This window comes from Stenotrophomonas sp. 82F1 (assembly GCF_056861525.1).
Genome location: NZ_JBSPUD010000011.1, coordinates 79,162 through 95,911 on the forward strand (window position 1 = coordinate 79,162; position 16,750 = coordinate 95,911).

Below are 16,750 nucleotides of genomic sequence, written 5' to 3' on the forward strand. Positions count from 1 at the left end.
GCAAAACCTCAGAGTTTGAGCAAGTGGCGGATGCGGTGAAGCTCACCGTCGGTATGGATGCCGAGCTTGCGATAGGCCGAACGCTTCTGGGTACTGACCGTGTTGGGTTGGCGGTTGAACTTTGCCGAGATCTCGGTTGTCGACAGCCCCTCCAGGACGCACCGGACTACTTCGGCTTCCTTTGGAGACAGCTTGGCATCGCTGAGCAGGTCACCGGAGCTTTCCTCGCCGGCATCGGAAGGGCCGGAGAACCGGTACTCATCCAGCGAGCGGGCCATATCCGGATTCAGATAGGTCTTGCCGCGCATCACCGCCAGAACGGCCATTGCCAGCTCTTTCGGCTCGTGGACCTTGCCGATGAAGCCGCTGGCTCCGGTCTTGAGGGCTAGACCGATGGTGGCCTGATTGTAGTGGGCCGATACCACGATGATTCGCGTATCAGGGAATTTGACGTGGATGGCCCTGATCAAGTTCAGGCCATCAATATCCCCGCTACCCAGCGCGAAATCAGTGATCACTACATCCACGGCATTGCGAGCCAGGTACGCCATCAGCTCGGCGCTGCTTCCGTAGCTCGCTACGACCTGCAGTCCCGGCTCCTGTTGGAGCTGAAAATTCAGCCCACTGCGCACGATCGGATGGTCATCCAGCAACGCGATGGTGATTGGGGCAGGGATGGCAGCCATGGAAGGAGAAGATGGCGGGATAGAGCCCATCATGGCATGCCCTGCCCGGGACCACCAAGCCTGCTGAGCGCAGGGCATGCCCCCGGCTCGCAGGCCTCGATGCTGGGTAGGCCAAGGGGGATCCAGCCCATTTTGGAAATAGTTCTATTCGCTTCCCCCTCCTTGCTGGCCAAGCTTGGGCGGAGAGTTGGCGGCAGCCGGCTCCCGCCCGCCCTTGGAGCGACTTAGAGCATGACCAGGATGCTTTCTTCCCGCCGGACTCTACTGATGCTACAGCGATTTGAAACGCCGGTGCCCGGCTTTTGCCTTGCCGAGTTGAAGGTTCATGGCTGGGGCCGGAAGGAAGTGACAGCCGCCTACGGCTTCATGATCCAGACCGGCTTGCTGGCATCGATCGGCTCCCGAGACGTTACCGGGGAGAAGTTTGCCGGGGCCACTGTAGGTCTCACCACGAAGGGGCGCTACCTCCTGCATATGATGCGCAGTTCGCCACACTTCGAGCGTGAGGAGATCGTGATTGCCGAGACTGGGCCAGAGCTCGCAGCTGCCAGCGTGGTCGCCATCGAATTCAGTCCTGAGAGGTGTCCCTGAATGTGGAACAGTCCTTACGCGCATCAGCTGATGCACAACCTGCAAACCGGAGCACTCCTAGGCGTGGCCAACGGCCAGGCCGTCAGCACCGGCTATCTTGAACGAAGTGCACGCAGGGCGATCATCGCGCTCGATATCCTAGCCATCCAAGGCTTGATTGAAGTGGCGGACTTCAAGGTGCTTGGAGAGCCAAAAGACTACAGGGTCGAACTGCGCCTGACCTCACTTGGGCGTGAGCTCCTGGCGAACGTCTCACCAGGAACACCGATGCCGGATATCTCCGGCGGGGATGATTGCGAGCAGCTTGCTCCTGTTGTAGCTAGCAGTCGGAAGAATGCGCAACTCACCTGCGTTGGTGGCTGATCGGACCACAGTCGAGAATCTGGCCTGGCTGCATCGCGTCCAGGAAGATGTTGTCGTGGGAGATCATCAGCACTGCGCCGGGATAGGATCCCAGCACTTCCTGGACATGGGCACGGGTCCGCATGTCGAGATTGTTGGTTACTTCGTCCAGAATCAGCAGGCGCGGCGGCCGGGCCGCAATGCACGCCAACGCGAGGCGGGCGCGCTCACCTCCAGACAGGTCGCCAGCTAGGCGATCTACCGCCTTGCTGCCGCGGAATAGGAAATCAGCCAGATGGGTGCGAATTCGCTCCATTGACCAGGTAGGAGCGATGCCGGAAAGCACTTCCACAGGGCTGAGTTTGTCGTCCAGGTTCTGGTAGTGCTGGTCAATGACGCCAATCCGATCAGCAGCAGGGACAACCCAGTCACCCTGTGCCACGATCTCAGGCGCCCCCAGCAATGCCTTCACCAGGCTCGACTTGCCTGAGCCATTCGGGCCAATGACCGCAATACGCTCGCCTTTTTCGAGCCGTAGTGAAGATGCCTTCAAGAACCGGGTGCGCCTGGTCTCGATAGCCAACCACGCCGTCGCTGATCTGCAACACAGTCCCGTCCTGACTGTCTCCTGCCGAGATCTCGAAAGTCGGCACGATCACGCGATCGCGAGGGAGTTCGGCGAGCTCATCGGTGAGCTGCTGCTGGCGGGCAGCAAGCTGAGCACCTTTGCGCCCTGCTGTGTGGCAGCGCGATCGAGCTTGGCGGCAGAGCGCACCGTCGCCCACTTTCTTTCCTGGATGCTCTTGATCCCACGCTGCCGTGAGGAGGCGGCGCGGTTCTGTTCACGCATGAGGTCTTCATGCGCTTCGGTCTTGAGTCGTCGCAGACGTTGCAGCTCTTTCTCAAGCGAGCTGCGTTGGATCTGCTGCTCAGCGAGCCAGCTGCTGTAGCTGCCATTGAAAACCTCGACGGTACCGGCACTGACGATCCAAAGACGATCACAGATACGCTCGATTAACTCGCGGTCATGGGTGACGATGATCTGCGTTCCATCAAAACCGTTGAGCATGCGCAGCAACGCCCGACGCTTGTCGCGATCGAGGTGGTTGGTGGGCTCATCCAGCAACAGAACATCAGGGTGGACGGCCAGGGCCTGGCTGATGGCACCGCTGACCCGCTCCCCGCCGCTGAGCGAGCCGTCGTCGTTCAATACCTGCGGACATAGCCGACTGCGCCTGCGCCTTCGTGGTGGATGCTGCCTTCTGTTGGCAGGATCAGGCCGGCGAGAAGCTTGAGCAGGGTCGACTTTCCGCTGCCGTTGTCACCTAGAACCGCGATCCTTGCACCTTGCGGTACCTCCAGAGACACATCCTGCAGAATCACCTCGCTGTTGTAGCGAAACTCAAGGTGGGAGATTTCCATGGGCATGGTCGGGTTCCAGTGGGACTTGGCAGTCGCGCAACAGTGTGAATCTGTCTGATGGGCGGAGCAATGGGACGCGGTGGTACGAAATCAATGGTGGGTAGCCAGACCCAGATGGACGGCCAAGCTCCGCAATGCGAGCTTTCCCTTCACGCCGAGCACAGCCATGGCCTGACGCTTGTGATGGCTGACGCCACTGATGTTGCGGCTCCAGTTGTTGGCAATGTCGGACAAGCTGCTGCCGTTGGACAGCAGGCGAACCAGGTCTATCTGGCGGGTGGTAAGCGCGGCGCTTAGGCACTTCTCAGAATCAGCCAGATGGCTTTTGGCGTGTTCGCATGCGTATCGCCCCCCAAGCAGTGCAAATGAAAGTGCATTGGTCAGGCAAGTTGGGGGACATGTCTTTATCACTACCGCTGAGGCTCCGGCGCGAAGTGTCGCCTCCAGAAGCGGGCCATTGGTGAGCGCAGTGAGCACCACGATCCGCGGCTTGCGTGGATGATCTGCAAGCCATCGAACAAGTTCAAGGCCATCGCGGTGCAGTGGGTCGGGCATGTTGTAGTCCACAACAACGGCATCAAAGCTTCGGCAGTCTGCCAGCGTCATCAGCTGCCCGGGGGTGGATGCTTCACCGGCCACAGTCCAACCGTTGACCGTGCTCAACAGGGCACGGATTCCCACCCGCACGGCCTCATGATCGTCTGCAATCAGGATGCGAGCCCTGGGCGCGCAGTTTTGAGCATGCTCAGTCAATGTCGGCTTACTCCGTTGTACATGCGAACCATGCAGCTGGTGAGGGCGATGAACGCAATTCCACCGTAGAAGAAGGCAACAGCCCCCTGTTGCAGGATGCAGGGCATCATCGCCACAACCAGCGCCGACAGGCTGAGCAGTGTCATCACAAAGTCGTCGAGTATGGTCAGCAGTGGGGTGCGCGATGTGTACATGCAGAAGCCTTCGTGGTTGGGTGCCGATAGGAGTGCTGCTTCCTGTCGGCCCCATCTATTGACGAATAGAATGAGACGTGCAGTGAGCTGGCCCGAAGTATTTGCGAATCGTTGCAGGGATTGGATAGAAGGAAGTCGAAAAAGGGGCGCGACTCCAGCCGCGCAGGGTCCCCGCTCAGCTGCGGTTTGGTTGGATCGATCTCCAGGTAGAGCTCCTGCCCCTGGCAACGGCGCATCACTCGTCGTCCTTATGGAGGAGATGGCGAAGTTTGAACAGTTCATTGTCGTTGCGAATGCCGAGCTTCTTGTAGGCGGCCCGCTTCTGGGTACTGACGGTACTGGGCTGCCTGGAGAACTTCTGCGCGATCTCGGCATTGGTCAGGCCATCCAGGCTGCACCGAAGAACCTCAAACTCCCGTGCCGTCAGCTCTGCATGGCATACAAGCTCCAGGCAGGCGGGGTGCGGCGTTGTCTCCCCGTCCGTGCGGGGGCTGGGAAGGGGGGCGGATGGAAGATAGATGGAGTTCTCCAACGCAACGGCGATGGCCAGCAGGATGTCCTCAAGTCCTTGCTGCTTCCCGACGAAGCCATGTGCACCGGCTTGAATGGCCAGAGATCGCGTGGCGGAGTTGGAATGTGCCGTCAACACCACGATCTTGCTCGATGGATATCGAACACGAAGGTTGCGGATGAGGTTCAGGCCATCGACATCGTGTGGGCCGAGCGCGAAATCGGTCAGGATGACGTCGGCAGGCAGTTTCTGGAGCCCTGCTAGAAGTGACTGGCTGGTTGCATGACTTCCGACGATCTGAATGTTGGGGTAGCTGCCCAGCTGAAGTGCCAGTCCGCTGCGTACAACGCTGTGATCATCTAGCAAGGCAAGGGTGACTGCAGGGATAAGTTCGATTGTCATGGCGGGGCGCCTCTACTGGGAGTGGGATGCGTCGATACGTCGGAGCAGGCGATATGCGTCTGATCGACGCGATTGCTGCTTGAATCGACATCTCGCACTCACGATGGCAGCCCGGTGCCCCGCCCCTTCTTTCCCCGGCTCGTTTGAACAGGAATGGGTGACTTCCGCAGGCGGTCAGGCCTGGCTCCGGCGCCACATCGCCTGTAGGGCCGGCCGATCAGTGGCTTGCCCGTTGGTCACTGCAGGGCTCCCCTGCTCCAGAAGCTGCATGGTCCCGCTGTCACGCATGGCAACTCTGAAGATGCCGTCACGGGCGTGCAGTTGGCGATCCATTGCCACGACAACATCGAATCTTGTCGATTTCCAGACTGTGGGTGGAAGTCTAGCGAGCCGCTCGGGGCTGCGCAGCACTTGGTGTCAGACATCGGCGCATTTCGTCTTTTTTCAAAAGTAGCCATACATGGAATGTCATGTATGGCTGAAGTGGGGAAAAGCACCAGCTCAGGCGTCGATGTGGCCGTCGAAATGCCGATAGCCAGCCCGGATCCGTCCGCTCGCTGAATGGGAACGCCGTCGACTGTGAGTTTCGAACATTGTCGATTCTTGGGGGTTGCCGCGCCTCCTATCGTTGCGCGCTTCCGGCTGGCTCCGCGCAGTGCAGACCATCTGACGGGTCGTGACTGCATGGCGGGGCTGGCCGGGACATCATCTGCGTTCGCGCCCTCCCTGAAGGTCGCGCGGGCAGGTGTTGGGCAAAGCAGCGTCATTTTTCCAGGCAGGGACGCCGCTCATCTCCCCCACATCGGAGTATTTCCGTGCGTCCTAGTACCGCCTGTTCTCCACATGCTCTTACACTGGCAGTCAGCATGGCATTGGCGCTAACCACCAATGCCAATGCCCAGCAGGTTGTCGCCGATGGCGATACCCAGAATCCTTCCGCAGGTGACTACGCCACTTCCGAACCGGTTGATCCGGGCAGCACCGCAGGCTACGTCTTCTATGCACTCAACGGCGGGCAGATCCTGCCGGCCGGCCCCGTCACTCTCAGCACCAGTGGCGCAGGCGCTGCCGCTGCACGTGCTGAGGGTGCGGGTAGTCGGATTGAACTGCTTGATGCCAGCATCAGCACCATCGGTGATCGCGCCAGTGGCGTTTCCGTTGCTGGTGGGGCACATGTTGAGATCAATGGCGAATCGACGGTCATTAGCACGCAGGGTCGATACGGCCATGGCGTCCAGGTCAGTGGGGGTTCCACGGCCAATGTGGGCAATGTGCAGATCAACGTGTCCGGAAATGAGGCCGTTGGAGTGCTCGTGGAGTCCGGGGCGAGCGCTCAGATCACAGGCGCCCGCATCAGCACTTCAGGAAGCTATGGCAACGCCATTGAATCCCATGAGGGCAAAATTGAGGTAAACGGTGTCAACGTGGAAACGACCGGCATGGCGGGTATCGGGCTGCGGATGAGCCGATCCAATGGTGCTGGAAGCAACAACGGCACGGTACGAAACAGCACTTTCACCACCCATGGCAACTCGGCGTGGGCCATCAACGTGCAGCCCAACTCTTCGCTTGATGTCCAGGACAGTACCCTAGTCACCCATGGTTACAACGCATTTGGCGTTGCCGTGGGTGGAGGCATCGTCAGGATGTCAAACACCGATATCTTCACCTATGGAGAAGGTGCCAACGGCGTTGATGTCAGTGGAGGCGAGTTCCATATGCAGGGCGGGCGGATTGAGGCAACAGGCAGGATCGCCGAGGGTGTTCATCTGCACGCTCCCAACTCCAGCGCTTGGCTGACCGGGGTGACCATCATCTCCGAAGGAGACGGCGTCAACCTCAATGGTCGCAATCAGAAGGTCTTCCTGGATGGGGTTAGCATCACCTCTGGAACCACGGCCGTCTGGGTTCCCAACGATTCCACGGCAGATATCGCAAACAGTTCGCTGAACACTATCAAGGACCAGGCACTTGGCATCGATACACGCGCCGGCAGGGTGACGCTGTCCAACAGCGCGATTAGCACCAAGGGGAATTTTGCCTACGGCGTCTACGCCTCCAAGGAGTACAGTTCGCGCGCGAGCATTGATGCGTCGGGCGTGGACATCCGCACTGTCGGCGCTGGCTCCACCGGCGCGGTGGCACGTCTGGGTGGCTACGTCTCATTGCGCGACAGCAGCATCCTTACCACCGGTGAGAGTGCCTATGGCCTTCGTAGCGAGGGTGCCGGCGAACTGCGGTCAACCAACACCCATGTTCGCACCGAAGGTGCCGGGGCATATGGAGCGCTGATCAACAACAACGGCTTCCTTGATATTGACGGTGGCTCTCTGGTCAGCGCAAACCATGGCGCGATGTGGATCCGTTCGACTCGACATGTGTCGGCGAGCAATGGCGCGGTTCTGGTTGGGGGAAATGGAGTACTTGCTTCGATCGATGCGGCGCAGATCAATCCGCTTGTTCTGTCTTTCAAGGGCGATGTCTACGCACAGGGCGATATCGTCATTACTGCCGAGGACATTGCCGCAGGCATCCCCGTGACCGCTGATGTCCATCTTGGCCTGGACCAGGGCTCGCATTGGCTGGGTGCCACCGACATCGTCAACGCCATGAGCGTAAGCGGCGGCAGCCAGTGGACTGTGACCGGTGACTCGACCGTGCAGAGCCTTGCGCTCAATGACAGCACGCTTGCGCTGTCGGCTATCGATGGCGGGCGATTCAACACCCTGACCATTGCCGGCGACTTCGATACCAGCGCAGGGCATCTGGTGTTCAACGGCGCACTGGGTGAGGATGGGGCGCGCACCGACCGTCTGCACGTCATGGGCGATACCAATGGCCATGCCGATGTGACGGTGAACAATGTCGGGGGTGCTGGAGGACAGACCCAGCAGGGCATCCAGCTGATCCAGGTCGATGGCGCGTCCAACGCGCGTTATGACCTGCTCGGCCGTGCCGTGGGCGGTCAATACGAGTACTTCCTGCAGAAGGGTGTGGATGGCGGATGGTACCTGCAGTCCAGCCTGCTGCCGGTGGATCCGTGCATTGCCGATCCGACTGGCCCAACCTGCCCGGTCATCCAACCCCCGGTTGATTTCTGCGAAGTCAATCCGACCGACCCGCGCTGTAATCCTGCTATCGATCCGCCTGTGCTGCCGCCGGTTGTACCGGTACCGGTACTGCGTCCGGAGCCGGGCGCGTACCTGGCCAATCAGAACGCTGCCGTACAGTTGTTCCAGCATAGGGCCCATGACCGTAGTGTCACCAATGATCGCGGTGCCTGGGTCCAGGTGAACCGCAATGAGGCCGACTATGGAGTGATCGGCGATCAGCTCGATGTCAGCAGCGACAGCAACGTCCTACAGATCGGCAGTGACGTCTGGGGCTGGGACAAGTCCAGCCGCGGCGTGGTGGGTGTCATGATGGCCAATGGCGATGCGACCAGCCGGGTCCGGTCCAAGCTGACGGGATACTCGGCTACCGGCAAGGTCCACGGTAACGCGGTTGGTGTCTACGGTTCTTGGCTGCAGCGTCAGGACGAAGCCGGCGGCGGCTACGTCGATGGCTGGGTGGAGTATGGCCGCTACAGCAACAGCGTCCAGGGCGAGGTACTCCAGAAGGAGCGCTATCGTGCTCGTACCCTGTCAGCCTCGGTTGAGGCGGGCTATGCCTTCACCCTGCGTCAGACTGGTTCCTCGTCGCTGTACCTGGAGCCGCAGGTCCAACTGAGCTACACCGACTACCGCAGTGATCGGGTAACCGAGCGCAATGGTACGGTGATCGATGGTGAGAATGCTGGCGGGTTGACCTCGCGTGTGGGTCTGCGTCTGTACGGACAGGCCAATGCTGGCCGCAATCGTGTGCAGCCTTTCCTCGAGGCCAACTGGCTGCATGCTGGTGGCGACAACGCACTGGACTTCGATAGTGAGCGTCTGCAGGGCGGCGTGCCGACGCGTCGGCTCGAGATCAAGACGGGTGCTCAGCTGACCTTGGGTGATCATTGGTCGGCCTGGGCTGACATGGGGGTGCAGTCCGGTAGCGGTGGCTATCGAAACCTGACCGCCCAGGTTGGTCTACGTCGCAGCTGGTAAGGCCTTGTCAGGTCTGCATCGGTCCCATGGGCCGATACAGGCTTGGAAACCCATGACGTTGTACGGGGCATCAGGTACTGATGCCCCGTCCTCTTCTCGAGATCAGCTACCCCTCAGGCACCGCGTATTGGGGCGTAGGTCCAATCAAGGCAGTCAGGAGATGGTCCTGCCAGATGCCATCAATCATCAAGTACTCTCGCGCCAGACCCTCGATCTCAAACCCCAAGGCGGCCAGAAGCTTGGCGCTGCGTGTATTGCCTGGGAGGTAGTTGGCCATGATCCGGTGAAGGCCATGGTGTTGGAACATGAAGGGTAGTGCCGTTGACAGCGCCTCGCGCATCAGACCTTGTCCCTGAGCCGACCGCGCCAGGCCAAAGCCGAGATGGCAGGCTTGGAAGGGCCCTCGGATGATGTTGGTGAAACTGCAGGTACCCAGAAGCGCGCTGCTGAGGTGATCACGTAGCAGTAGATGAACTGCAGCACCGATGAAGGTGTCCTGATGCATCTGCTCCAGTCGATTGCTAGTGGCCTCAAGGCTGAAGTACGTAGACTCCCTGAGGGGCTCCCAAGGTGACAGGTGTTCGCGGTTGGTCTGTTGATAGGACAACAGTTGGGTGGCATCTGCCGGGGTCGCCACGACAAGCCGCAGGCGTGCAGTTTGGAGGATGGGCTCTCGACTCAATGACGGTCTCCTGCAGGCACTTGGCGTAGCCGAGTCTGGCAGATATGGCTGGCCATCATGACATTCCGAGGTTCATGGCAGCGGCGGGTTGATCTTGATCCGACCCTGACGAGTCAATTTTCGGGCGGCAGCGCTATGGAGCGTTGCTTGCCGGTTCCCGTGCTAACGGACACAGGAAAGGGCACCGGCTTGAGGCCGATGCCCTTCTGATGGTTCTGGGATATTCTGCTGAAGCCTGGTGGATTCCTGGATTCAGTCCTGGGCATGCCGTCGGCTGGTGAGGCGGAGCGCCAGAAGAATCAGGGCGATTGCTGCCGAGGCGACGGCCAGCCACAACTGGAACGCTTCGTCATTTTCTTCGCCCTTGATCACCGCGATCGCGGGATCGTTGCCGTTGTAGCGGATGTCGATTTCCTCGACTTCTTCGATGGCTCGCATCTGCTCCCCCAACTTGTTGGAGACTTCGATCTTCTCGTGGCGGAGCTCGCCCTTGTCGGTCTCAAACTCAATTGAAAGAACGTAGTTGCTCTTATGAAGTCTGCGTTGCTTCCACGATACTTCGGTAACCAAGGCGACTGCGTCTCGACCTGCCAATCCTTCAGTCAGAGAGTATCGCTGGTGCTCCTGATAGCCGATGACGGAGAAGCAGACGGCCATGAGTGCGGCGATACCGATGTAGCGCCAAGAGGTCAGGTTCATGCGTTGATGGGAATTTCAGAAGGGGAATGCATGGTCGTGGGTTGTTCGGTTTGGAGATATCGAACATCCTCGAAAGTTCTCCGCTTCAATGGATTTCGGCCTGGTCCCGCAGTGGCGGTCCATGGAGGTCCATATGACGAGCACTGCCTCAGAGGGGCGCGGGTTTGGATGAGGCGCGCGGTCAGTTAGGTGGCCGACACCGGTAGGAAACCAGCGGATGATCGCAGCTTGTTGCAGCAATTTTCGCCAGCATACGTATCAGGTCTCGCTCGCGGCCTGCTCCGCGTCCGAGGCCTCTTCATCTTTGGCTTCGGGATCGAAATTGGTGAAACAATGTGCTCCGGCTTGCGTGTCACGGGAGCACTCGACGATCTGATCCAGCCCAGGTTGCATCAGCCCACCGATGATGAAGCCGGCAATGGAGAACGTTACGAGATAGGGGGCGAGCGACTGCGGAGCTGGGAGGTCATTCTTTTCAGCTGTGCCTGCCACCCCTTTGCTGGTGAACCAATAGATCGCTGGAACAATCAGGGCGAACCCCAAAGACAATGAGCCGATCGTGAAGTCGGGCATGAATCTACTCCTGACTGAAAGTCACCGCGCTCACCCCGAGCGCAATCTGACTTTGTGTCGAGAAGACATAGGCCGGGAATAGAATTCCTTCTAAAGGCGCCCGATCAGGTATGGCCTCGATGCGGTCGTATGTGGCCCTTGCAGTTCGGGATTGGAACCGCCACTAGCTGGCCCTTGGCGCATTCATACGCGGGCTGCAAGCGTCTAGCTGCTGGCCTTCTTGATGTGCTCGGCGAGCTCCGTCCATGCCTGGGGCCCATCAAGAACGGGCGCCACGATACTGCAGAGCTGCTCGGCCATCACCTTCAGGCCAGTTTCGCCGTGAGCTTCCTTGTACTGCGCGGCAACGTGGAACAGCTGATCCAGGGGCTCAGGTGGGCTGATCCAATCGGGCGACGCGGGCGTCTTCGACTCACGCTGATCCTCTATGGACAGGAATAGCTTGGCGCCAACAACAGTCAGTACGATCACCAGCCCAACTGCACGATTGGACAGCATGATCAAGCTGCGTGCCTCCGCACGCCAGAGCACGTCCATGACATGTGCCGCAGGGTAGTCCCAGTGGTCCAAGAGTTCGCGCATCAGAAGCTCGCCGCCGGTCCTTGGAGCCAATGATCGAAATGCAGTGGCGAGGCAGCCCAGGCCTTCCTCCTGGCTGGGGCGGCGGCGAATCTTCAAGTTGCGTACTTCAGTCACATCCATATCCAGTTCAAGAGTCGGCTTGAGCATTGATGACCGATGCGATTGCTCGCGATCGATGCTCCGTTGGAGGGCTTCGCTCAGTGTCATCGGCATCAAGTCTGTCAAACGCGCCCTTCTCAGGCGAAATGCCAGAGCAGGGCAATGATCGCCCCAAGAACACCCAGGACGAAGCTGATCCCTATCAGTGCCCAGAATACCTGGAAGAGGAACTGCCCAGCTCTGCCTATGAGATAGGTAGAGACACAAATGGACAGCACGACAGCTCCAAAGCGAACGACCTTGGGCCACCCTTCACCCAATCCGAGTCCGTAGACCGTCAACGCAATGATGAACACCGAGGCGAAGAAGCCAATGACGGCCCAGAAGGTGGAAAACTCAAACAGGGCGGGCTCAGGAGGCAGCGCGGGTTGGTCGGCCCACATTTCTTCTTCTGAGTCGTAGTAGGCGACCGAGCCGTCGGGCCGTCGCTTGGAGTACCTGGTTGCCATTGCTTCGCTCCCTGAGTGTCATTGGCGCCATCGGGAAAGTTAACCGGCTCCGGGAGAATTTCCCAGCCTCCGTAGCGCGCAACATGATCGCCGAGCCAGGCAAAGGATCTGCGGGTCGGCCGTCCCCAGCGACGGTCCGCGCGCGAGCGAGGCTGGCCCCCGCAACCGCCAAGGTAGGAGGGCTTTGGGGTGATCCGAGTCGTTGGCCTGCCAGTACCGGCAACAGTGGATACCATGGCCTCATCGCCTTGGTCCGTGGTGACTCTCAATGATTGATTCGACGATCCAGTGGGGCTTTGTTGGGTGCGGAAGCGTCACCGAGAGGAAAAGTGGCCCTGCATTCACCAGCGTGGCTGGTTCACGCGTGGTGGCCGTGATGCGCCGCGATGGGGTGCTCGCCCAAGACTATGCCCGCCGGCACTCGATTCGGCGTTGGTACGACGATGCAGACCAGCTGATCAATGACCCCGAGGTCAATGCGATCTATGTGGCTACTCCGCCTTCCACCCACATGCTGTATGCACTGAAGGCAATTGCCGCCGGTAAACCGGTCTACATCGAAAAGCCGATGGCGATGGATCATGAGCAGTGCGTCCGAATCCTGAGAGCAGGCGAGGAGAGCGGTGTCCCGGTCTTCGTCGCGTACTACAGGCGCGCCCTGCCCAGGTTTGTCTATGTGAAGGAGCTTCTCAGTTCGGGCGCGATTGGATCCATCCGATGTGTCCGCACGACGCTGCATCGCCCCCACAGCCCGACCAGCGAGTCTCCCGGGTTCTGGCGGACCAATCCGGATGTCTCTGGAGGCGGGCTGTTCGTGGATCTGGGCTCGCATACCCTGGACCTGTTGGACTTCCTGCTGGGGCCACTCGATCTGGTCGGCAGTGCGGCCTCCAATCTAGGCGGGTTGTATGCAGCCGAGGACACGGTATCCCTATGCTTCCGGACTGCCACCGGAGCACTCGGTGTCGGCCAATGGAGCTTCAGTGCTTTCCGGGCCGTAGATGAGGTTGAGATCACCGGGGACGCCGGGGTCGTACGGTTCTCAACCTTTGGGGACGATCCAGTGGTGGTGGAGACCTCCAGCGGCACACAGGTTGTCGAGTTCACCAACCCGAGCGCCATTCAGCAGCCACTGATAGCTTCAGTGGTTGCAGAACTGCTTGGTAGTGGGCACTCGCCTTCGACGGGTCGTTCAGCTGCTAGAACCAGCGCCTTGATCGATCGCGTTCTCAGGGCGTATCGAGGCCTTCCCCACTCCAATGCCGATCAGCTCTAGGGCGTGGGGAGCTCGCTGAGCCCCACCGCCACCCTCGGCGAAGTGCATCGCCAAACCGCGCGGGCCGATGACCACTGTCGCGTTCGGCCCCACATGCCTGATTGGGGGGATTTCCTCGCAACGGTTGGAAGAAGGGATGCCCTATCCATCCCATCCGCCAGGTTCCGGGCCATACGGTTCCACAGGATTCCAACGCTAGGGGGCGTCCAGATCTTTCCAAACTGTCCACGGAACCAACTCGCTGGGGTTCCAGGAACCAACTCTGCCTCGCGGAACCAGTTCAATGGCCGAGGTCCGGCCGAAAGCCTGGTCGGTCATCCCTGCTAACGCACTTTAAGCGCTTAAGGTACGTGACGAGTGCCGGATGGGTGCATAACTTGGGGGTCCTTCCACAAGAGGCGACACCATGGAAATCGACACCAGCACCCCGCGACTCATCCGCCGTCAGGAGCTTGAGCACAGAACGGGTTTCCGGCGATCCACGATCTACGCAGCCCTGAAGCCAGGCAACAAGCGCTTCGACCCCAGCTTTCCCAAACCCGTCAAGCTGAGCGCCGGGGCAGTCGCGTGGGTGGAGAGCGAGGTGGACGACTGGATCAGGACACGTATGGCTGAGCGCCAAGCCCAGCGGGTATAGCCACGCCCGTTCAACGTCAAAGAACCGGCGGTGCGGGACGGGCACTAAGTTTGCCCACTTCAAGGCCGCCTAGACCTTTTCCCCGCAAGGGCCGAGCAGGGAATCGCTTTCCGGACTCTATACCTTGGGTGTTCCCCCCGTTGGTTGGGGGGGCTCCTGGCTTGAGCCAGATTAGCCCAAGCCTGGACCCCGGCAATAGATCGATGCAGCACACGTGCCGCGCTGGAAATTCCATGTTTAAGAAGAAAGAAAACCTCATCGACCAATGGAGTGACCGCCTGGTGGAGAGCCAGGATGGGGTCTTGGTCATTGATTCGTTTGTGGACTACCCGCGCGAGATCGTCCAGGTGGATGTGGCCATCCGCGCCTTGGTCAGATCCAAGCACAAGTTGTTCACCCTGAAGGTGGGGCGCATTGGGGGCTACCTGGTGGCCGATCCCATAGCTAGAGCGGTGCAGGAATGCGCCAAGGTCGACTATCGCGGTATCCAGAAGTTCTACAGCAAGCACAAGCTGAGCCCGTACTTCGACCTGCTGGCCTCGGAGTACATTGGCTTTCGAACCCATGCGATCACTGGTCGCCATGCCGACGTCGACGCAGCCAATGGGTGGGTCGACAGCATGCGCGAGAGAGCCATTGCCAGCGACTTCGCCAGTCTGGTCAGTGCCCAAGAGCGGAGTGCCCGTAAGAACGCACGCTCCATTGTTGACTACATCAATGAGCTCCTCGAACGTAACGCGCGTCTATGCGTGGTGCGTGCGGACTTCGCCTACAACCTCCCTTATCGCCAGAGCCTTGCTTCCGGTGACGTTGATCCTGCCCGGGTAAAGAGGGATCTGGCAGCGCTGGTTCGTGCCCTGCGCAAGAGGTATCCCGCGCTCGTTGGGTATGCATGGAAGCTTGAGTACGGTCAGCAGAAGTCGTACCACATCCACTTCATGGCATTCTTCAACGGTCATGAGGTCTGGCAGGATGTGGCAATCGGCAAGGCGCTGGGTGAGCTCTGGCAGAATGAAATAACCGGTGGCGACGGTGGCTATTGGAACTGCAATGCCCAGAAGAGCTTCTACGAGCGCAGGAAGGGTGTAGGCATCGGGATGGTGGCCTATGGTGACCTCGAGAAGCGCACGCACCTGGAACATGCGGCCCTGTACTTAGCCAAGGCGGACTACTACGTAAAGCTCAATGAGCCGGCATTGGGCCGGATCTTTGGCAAGGGGCAGCTGGGACCCGTCGGCGAAACCAAGCTGGGGCGCCCGCGGAAGCTGGCATTGGCGGCGTAACCTGGCCATGTGGCCTTCCGCGTGGCACTGATGGGGCCAAAGCTGTGCAGGCAGACGGCGATGGTCAAGCCCCAACCATCGCCATCGCCTGGAAGCGCAACGCGGCTAGGCCGAAAGCTGCGTGGAGGGCTGGAAGTTCATCTCGGTGTGGAGTGCCACCTCATCGTGCTTGGGCAGCTGGTGCGCACCCCGCATGATCAGCCGGCGATGCTGGCTCCTGACCAGATCGCGGACGATGACCTGATAGTTCAGCGGAACCGCTGCATCGGCCATCTGGCCCAGTGCTCCGATCATGGCTCCGCGGTACTGGATCTCCGGAGGGAGGATCATGTTGGGAATGGAGACGCAGCCATTGGAGAATTCCATGACCAGGATGTCCACCGGCTGCCCCTCACCCATTGGGTGGGCGACCAGTGTGACCTCGAACTCATCTGAGTTCGTGCTGCCGCTGGGCTTGACCTTCAGCTGCGATTGACCCTCGAAGTGCGGTTGGAGTGACTCCATTGCTGTCACCGCCAACTGAAGGTAGGGCTGCTGGTGGAGGAACTGCTTGAGTGTGTCTAGATTGATGCTCATGGATGCTCGGTCGATAGGTTGAGTGGTTGGTGCCTGCGGACAATGGATGGACTCCACAGGCAGTAAGCGGTTGTCCTTGAAGGTGCTTGTCTGATTGGTTGCATAGGGATCCTCGAAGGGAACCTGTACAAGCCCCCCAAGCAGGACCGCACTTAGCAGGTAGCTGCGGCGCTCGACGTTCCCTGCGCTCTGGCCATCCAGTTGACGCTTGATCAGTGCCTCCAGAGCGAATGCCCCCTGCGAGTGGCCTAGAAGTACAAACGGGCGTCGCTTGCCTGTGCGTGGGTCGATGTTGTCTCGATTCCAGTACTGCATGAACGCCTGCTCGACATCGCCAAAGCCGGGCCCGCTCCAACGCTCAAGGTCCCCGCTCAGCAGGTACTCGATGCCCAGGGTGCTCAGTGGAACCTGACGGTACTGGGGCGCGAATACGCGACAGGCGGATGCAAGGCGGCCGGCCTGGGACAGGAGCGTGGCGAACTCGGTATTGGTCGCCAGCGGAGGAAGTGAAAGGATCTGAGGCAATGGATTCTGCACGACATCAACTGTTGGGTAGACGTAGAAGCAGTCGAACTCAGGTGGGCTTTGGGGAATCAGCGGCTCGACGGACGTCGAGCCGTCGGCTTCAACCCGGCTGGTGTCGAGAGGCACCATTGGCCCGGCAAATGGATAGCCCCAGTTGAGTACGGTGCCGGGGTACCTGGAGGAGGGGGCCGAAACGGCGTCGGTTCGATTGCCATATACATCTTGATTGCATCGATTGTTCGGCATCCCAGGCTTACACAACCACACGGGCGAACGCAGTGGCGTTGCCAACACCTGGGCCGCCGCAGTAGCCGAGC

General features: G+C 60.0%; 19 protein-coding genes. 6 read left to right on the forward strand and 13 right to left on the reverse strand.

The annotated features are described in order from the left end of the window. Positions 1–8 precede the first annotated feature (8 nt). Positions 9–686: a response regulator gene (locus AC13GI_RS12575; protein WP_482996427.1), complete on the reverse strand. Its 678-nt coding sequence runs from the start codon at positions 684–686 to the stop codon at positions 9–11. Positions 687–917: 231 nt separating this feature from the next. On the opposite strand from AC13GI_RS12575, the gene AC13GI_RS12580 reads away from it, so the two are divergent. Together AC13GI_RS12580 and AC13GI_RS12585 are read left to right on the forward strand one after the other, a co-directional pair. Next, positions 918–1,277 carry a hypothetical protein gene (locus AC13GI_RS12580; RefSeq protein WP_482996428.1) on the forward strand — a complete coding sequence of 120 codons (360 nt, stop codon included), beginning with the start codon at positions 918–920 and terminating at the stop codon, positions 1,275–1,277. Further along, positions 1,278–1,640: a hypothetical protein gene (locus AC13GI_RS12585; protein WP_482996429.1), complete on the forward strand. Its 363-nt coding sequence runs from the start codon at positions 1,278–1,280 to the stop codon at positions 1,638–1,640. It begins immediately after the preceding gene. Here AC13GI_RS12585 and AC13GI_RS12590 read toward each other — a convergent pair. The 6 genes from AC13GI_RS12590 to AC13GI_RS12615 all read right to left on the reverse strand — a co-directional run bounded on the left by AC13GI_RS12590 (position 1,621) and on the right by AC13GI_RS12615 (position 4,901). Next, positions 1,621–2,202, reverse strand: coding sequence for an ATP-binding cassette domain-containing protein (locus AC13GI_RS12590; protein ID WP_482996430.1), 582 nt, complete (start codon positions 2,200–2,202; stop codon positions 1,621–1,623). The genes AC13GI_RS12585 and AC13GI_RS12590 overlap by 20 nt on opposite strands. 72 nt (positions 2,203–2,274) lie before the next feature. Beyond that, positions 2,275–2,829, reverse strand: a complete 555-nt coding sequence (locus AC13GI_RS12595) for an ATP-binding cassette domain-containing protein (protein ID WP_482996431.1) — start codon at positions 2,827–2,829, stop codon at positions 2,275–2,277. After that, positions 2,826–3,047 (reverse strand): ATP-binding cassette domain-containing protein, encoded by a 222-nt coding sequence (locus tag AC13GI_RS12600; RefSeq protein WP_482996432.1) that lies wholly within the window; start codon positions 3,045–3,047, stop codon positions 2,826–2,828. Before AC13GI_RS12600 ends, AC13GI_RS12595 begins: the two co-directional genes overlap by 4 nt. Before the next feature lie 84 nt (positions 3,048–3,131). Beyond that, positions 3,132–3,794, reverse strand: a complete 663-nt coding sequence (locus tag AC13GI_RS12605; protein ID WP_482996433.1) for a response regulator — start codon at positions 3,792–3,794, stop codon at positions 3,132–3,134. After that, complete coding sequence (locus AC13GI_RS12610; RefSeq protein ID WP_482996434.1) at positions 3,791–3,988, reverse strand: hypothetical protein; 198 nt, start codon at positions 3,986–3,988, stop codon at positions 3,791–3,793. Before AC13GI_RS12610 ends, AC13GI_RS12605 begins: the two co-directional genes overlap by 4 nt. A gap of 235 nt (positions 3,989–4,223) precedes the next feature. Continuing rightward, a complete protein-coding gene (locus tag AC13GI_RS12615; RefSeq protein WP_482996435.1) occupies positions 4,224–4,901 on the reverse strand; it encodes a response regulator transcription factor in 678 nt (225 codons plus the stop codon). Positions 4,902–5,767: 866 nt separating this feature from the next. Between AC13GI_RS12615 and AC13GI_RS12620 the strand changes: the two genes are divergently transcribed. Next, positions 5,768–8,992, forward strand: a complete 3,225-nt coding sequence (locus AC13GI_RS12620; RefSeq protein ID WP_482996436.1) for an autotransporter family protein — start codon at positions 5,768–5,770, stop codon at positions 8,990–8,992. A 106-nt stretch (positions 8,993–9,098) separates the two neighbouring features. On the opposite strand, the gene AC13GI_RS12625 is transcribed toward AC13GI_RS12620, so the two are convergent. The 5 genes from AC13GI_RS12625 to AC13GI_RS12645 form a co-directional block, all read right to left on the reverse strand. Then, a complete protein-coding gene (locus AC13GI_RS12625) occupies positions 9,099–9,674 on the reverse strand; it encodes a GNAT family N-acetyltransferase (RefSeq protein ID WP_482996437.1) in 576 nt (191 codons plus the stop codon). 252 nt (positions 9,675–9,926) lie between these two features. Next, positions 9,927–10,373, reverse strand: a complete 447-nt coding sequence (locus tag AC13GI_RS12630; RefSeq protein WP_482996438.1) for a hypothetical protein — start codon at positions 10,371–10,373, stop codon at positions 9,927–9,929. 258 nt (positions 10,374–10,631) lie between these two features. Continuing rightward, positions 10,632–10,946 (reverse strand): hypothetical protein, encoded by a 315-nt coding sequence (locus AC13GI_RS12635; RefSeq protein ID WP_482996439.1) that lies wholly within the window; start codon positions 10,944–10,946, stop codon positions 10,632–10,634. Positions 10,947–11,150: 204 nt separating this feature from the next. Then, positions 11,151–11,741, reverse strand: a complete 591-nt coding sequence (locus tag AC13GI_RS12640) for a hypothetical protein (RefSeq protein WP_482996440.1) — start codon at positions 11,739–11,741, stop codon at positions 11,151–11,153. Positions 11,742–11,764: 23 nt separating this feature from the next. Continuing rightward, complete coding sequence (locus tag AC13GI_RS12645; protein WP_482996441.1) at positions 11,765–12,136, reverse strand: hypothetical protein; 372 nt, start codon at positions 12,134–12,136, stop codon at positions 11,765–11,767. A gap of 268 nt (positions 12,137–12,404) precedes the next feature. Between AC13GI_RS12645 and AC13GI_RS12650 the strand changes: the two genes are divergently transcribed. The 3 genes from AC13GI_RS12650 (at position 12,405) to AC13GI_RS12660 (ending at position 15,332) form a co-directional block, all read left to right on the forward strand. Continuing rightward, the gene (locus tag AC13GI_RS12650; protein WP_482996442.1) at positions 12,405–13,412 is read left to right on the forward strand and encodes a Gfo/Idh/MocA family protein; all 1,008 of its coding nucleotides are present in this window, start codon (positions 12,405–12,407) and stop codon (positions 13,410–13,412) included. Between the two features lie 406 nt (positions 13,413–13,818). Beyond that, positions 13,819–14,049: a helix-turn-helix transcriptional regulator gene (locus AC13GI_RS12655; protein WP_482996443.1), complete on the forward strand. Its 231-nt coding sequence runs from the start codon at positions 13,819–13,821 to the stop codon at positions 14,047–14,049. Positions 14,050–14,282: 233 nt separating this feature from the next. Beyond that, entirely contained in the window at positions 14,283–15,332 is a 1,050-nt protein-coding gene (locus AC13GI_RS12660; protein WP_482996444.1) for a YagK/YfjJ domain-containing protein, read from the forward strand. 105 nt (positions 15,333–15,437) lie between these two features. Here AC13GI_RS12660 and AC13GI_RS12665 read toward each other — a convergent pair whose 3' ends face one another. Next, on the reverse strand, positions 15,438–16,562 hold the full coding sequence (locus AC13GI_RS12665; RefSeq protein WP_482996445.1) for a DUF3089 domain-containing protein: 1,125 nt from the start codon (positions 16,560–16,562) through the stop codon (positions 15,438–15,440). Between the last annotated feature and the right edge of the window lie 188 nt (positions 16,563–16,750).

Excerpts from the sequence above, each read along its gene's own strand:
- AC13GI_RS12650 (WP_482996442.1), top strand. The coding sequence starts at position 12,405 with ATGATTGATTCGACGATCCAGTGGGGCTTTGTTGGGTGCGGAAGCGTC.
- AC13GI_RS12645 (WP_482996441.1), bottom strand. The coding sequence starts at position 12,136 with ATGGCAACCAGGTACTCCAAGCGACGGCCCGACGGCTCGGTCGCCTAC.
- AC13GI_RS12580 (WP_482996428.1), top strand. The coding sequence starts at position 918 with ATGACCAGGATGCTTTCTTCCCGCCGGACTCTACTGATGCTACAGCGA.
- AC13GI_RS12620 (WP_482996436.1), top strand. The coding sequence starts at position 5,768 with ATGGCATTGGCGCTAACCACCAATGCCAATGCCCAGCAGGTTGTCGCC.
- AC13GI_RS12610 (WP_482996434.1), bottom strand. The coding sequence starts at position 3,988 with ATGTACACATCGCGCACCCCACTGCTGACCATACTCGACGACTTTGTG.
- AC13GI_RS12630 (WP_482996438.1), bottom strand. The coding sequence starts at position 10,373 with ATGAACCTGACCTCTTGGCGCTACATCGGTATCGCCGCACTCATGGCC.
- AC13GI_RS12585 (WP_482996429.1), top strand. The coding sequence starts at position 1,278 with ATGTGGAACAGTCCTTACGCGCATCAGCTGATGCACAACCTGCAAACC.
- AC13GI_RS12575 (WP_482996427.1), bottom strand. The coding sequence starts at position 686 with ATGGCTGCCATCCCTGCCCCAATCACCATCGCGTTGCTGGATGACCAT.
- AC13GI_RS12660 (WP_482996444.1), top strand. The coding sequence starts at position 14,283 with ATGTTTAAGAAGAAAGAAAACCTCATCGACCAATGGAGTGACCGCCTG.
- AC13GI_RS12655 (WP_482996443.1), top strand. The coding sequence starts at position 13,819 with ATGGAAATCGACACCAGCACCCCGCGACTCATCCGCCGTCAGGAGCTT.
- AC13GI_RS12600 (WP_482996432.1), bottom strand. The coding sequence starts at position 3,047 with ATGCCCATGGAAATCTCCCACCTTGAGTTTCGCTACAACAGCGAGGTG.
- AC13GI_RS12615 (WP_482996435.1), bottom strand. The coding sequence starts at position 4,901 with ATGACAATCGAACTTATCCCTGCAGTCACCCTTGCCTTGCTAGATGAT.
- AC13GI_RS12635 (WP_482996439.1), bottom strand. The coding sequence starts at position 10,946 with ATGCCCGACTTCACGATCGGCTCATTGTCTTTGGGGTTCGCCCTGATT.
- AC13GI_RS12640 (WP_482996440.1), bottom strand. The coding sequence starts at position 11,741 with ATGCCGATGACACTGAGCGAAGCCCTCCAACGGAGCATCGATCGCGAG.
- AC13GI_RS12665 (WP_482996445.1), bottom strand. The coding sequence starts at position 16,562 with ATGGTGCCTCTCGACACCAGCCGGGTTGAAGCCGACGGCTCGACGTCC.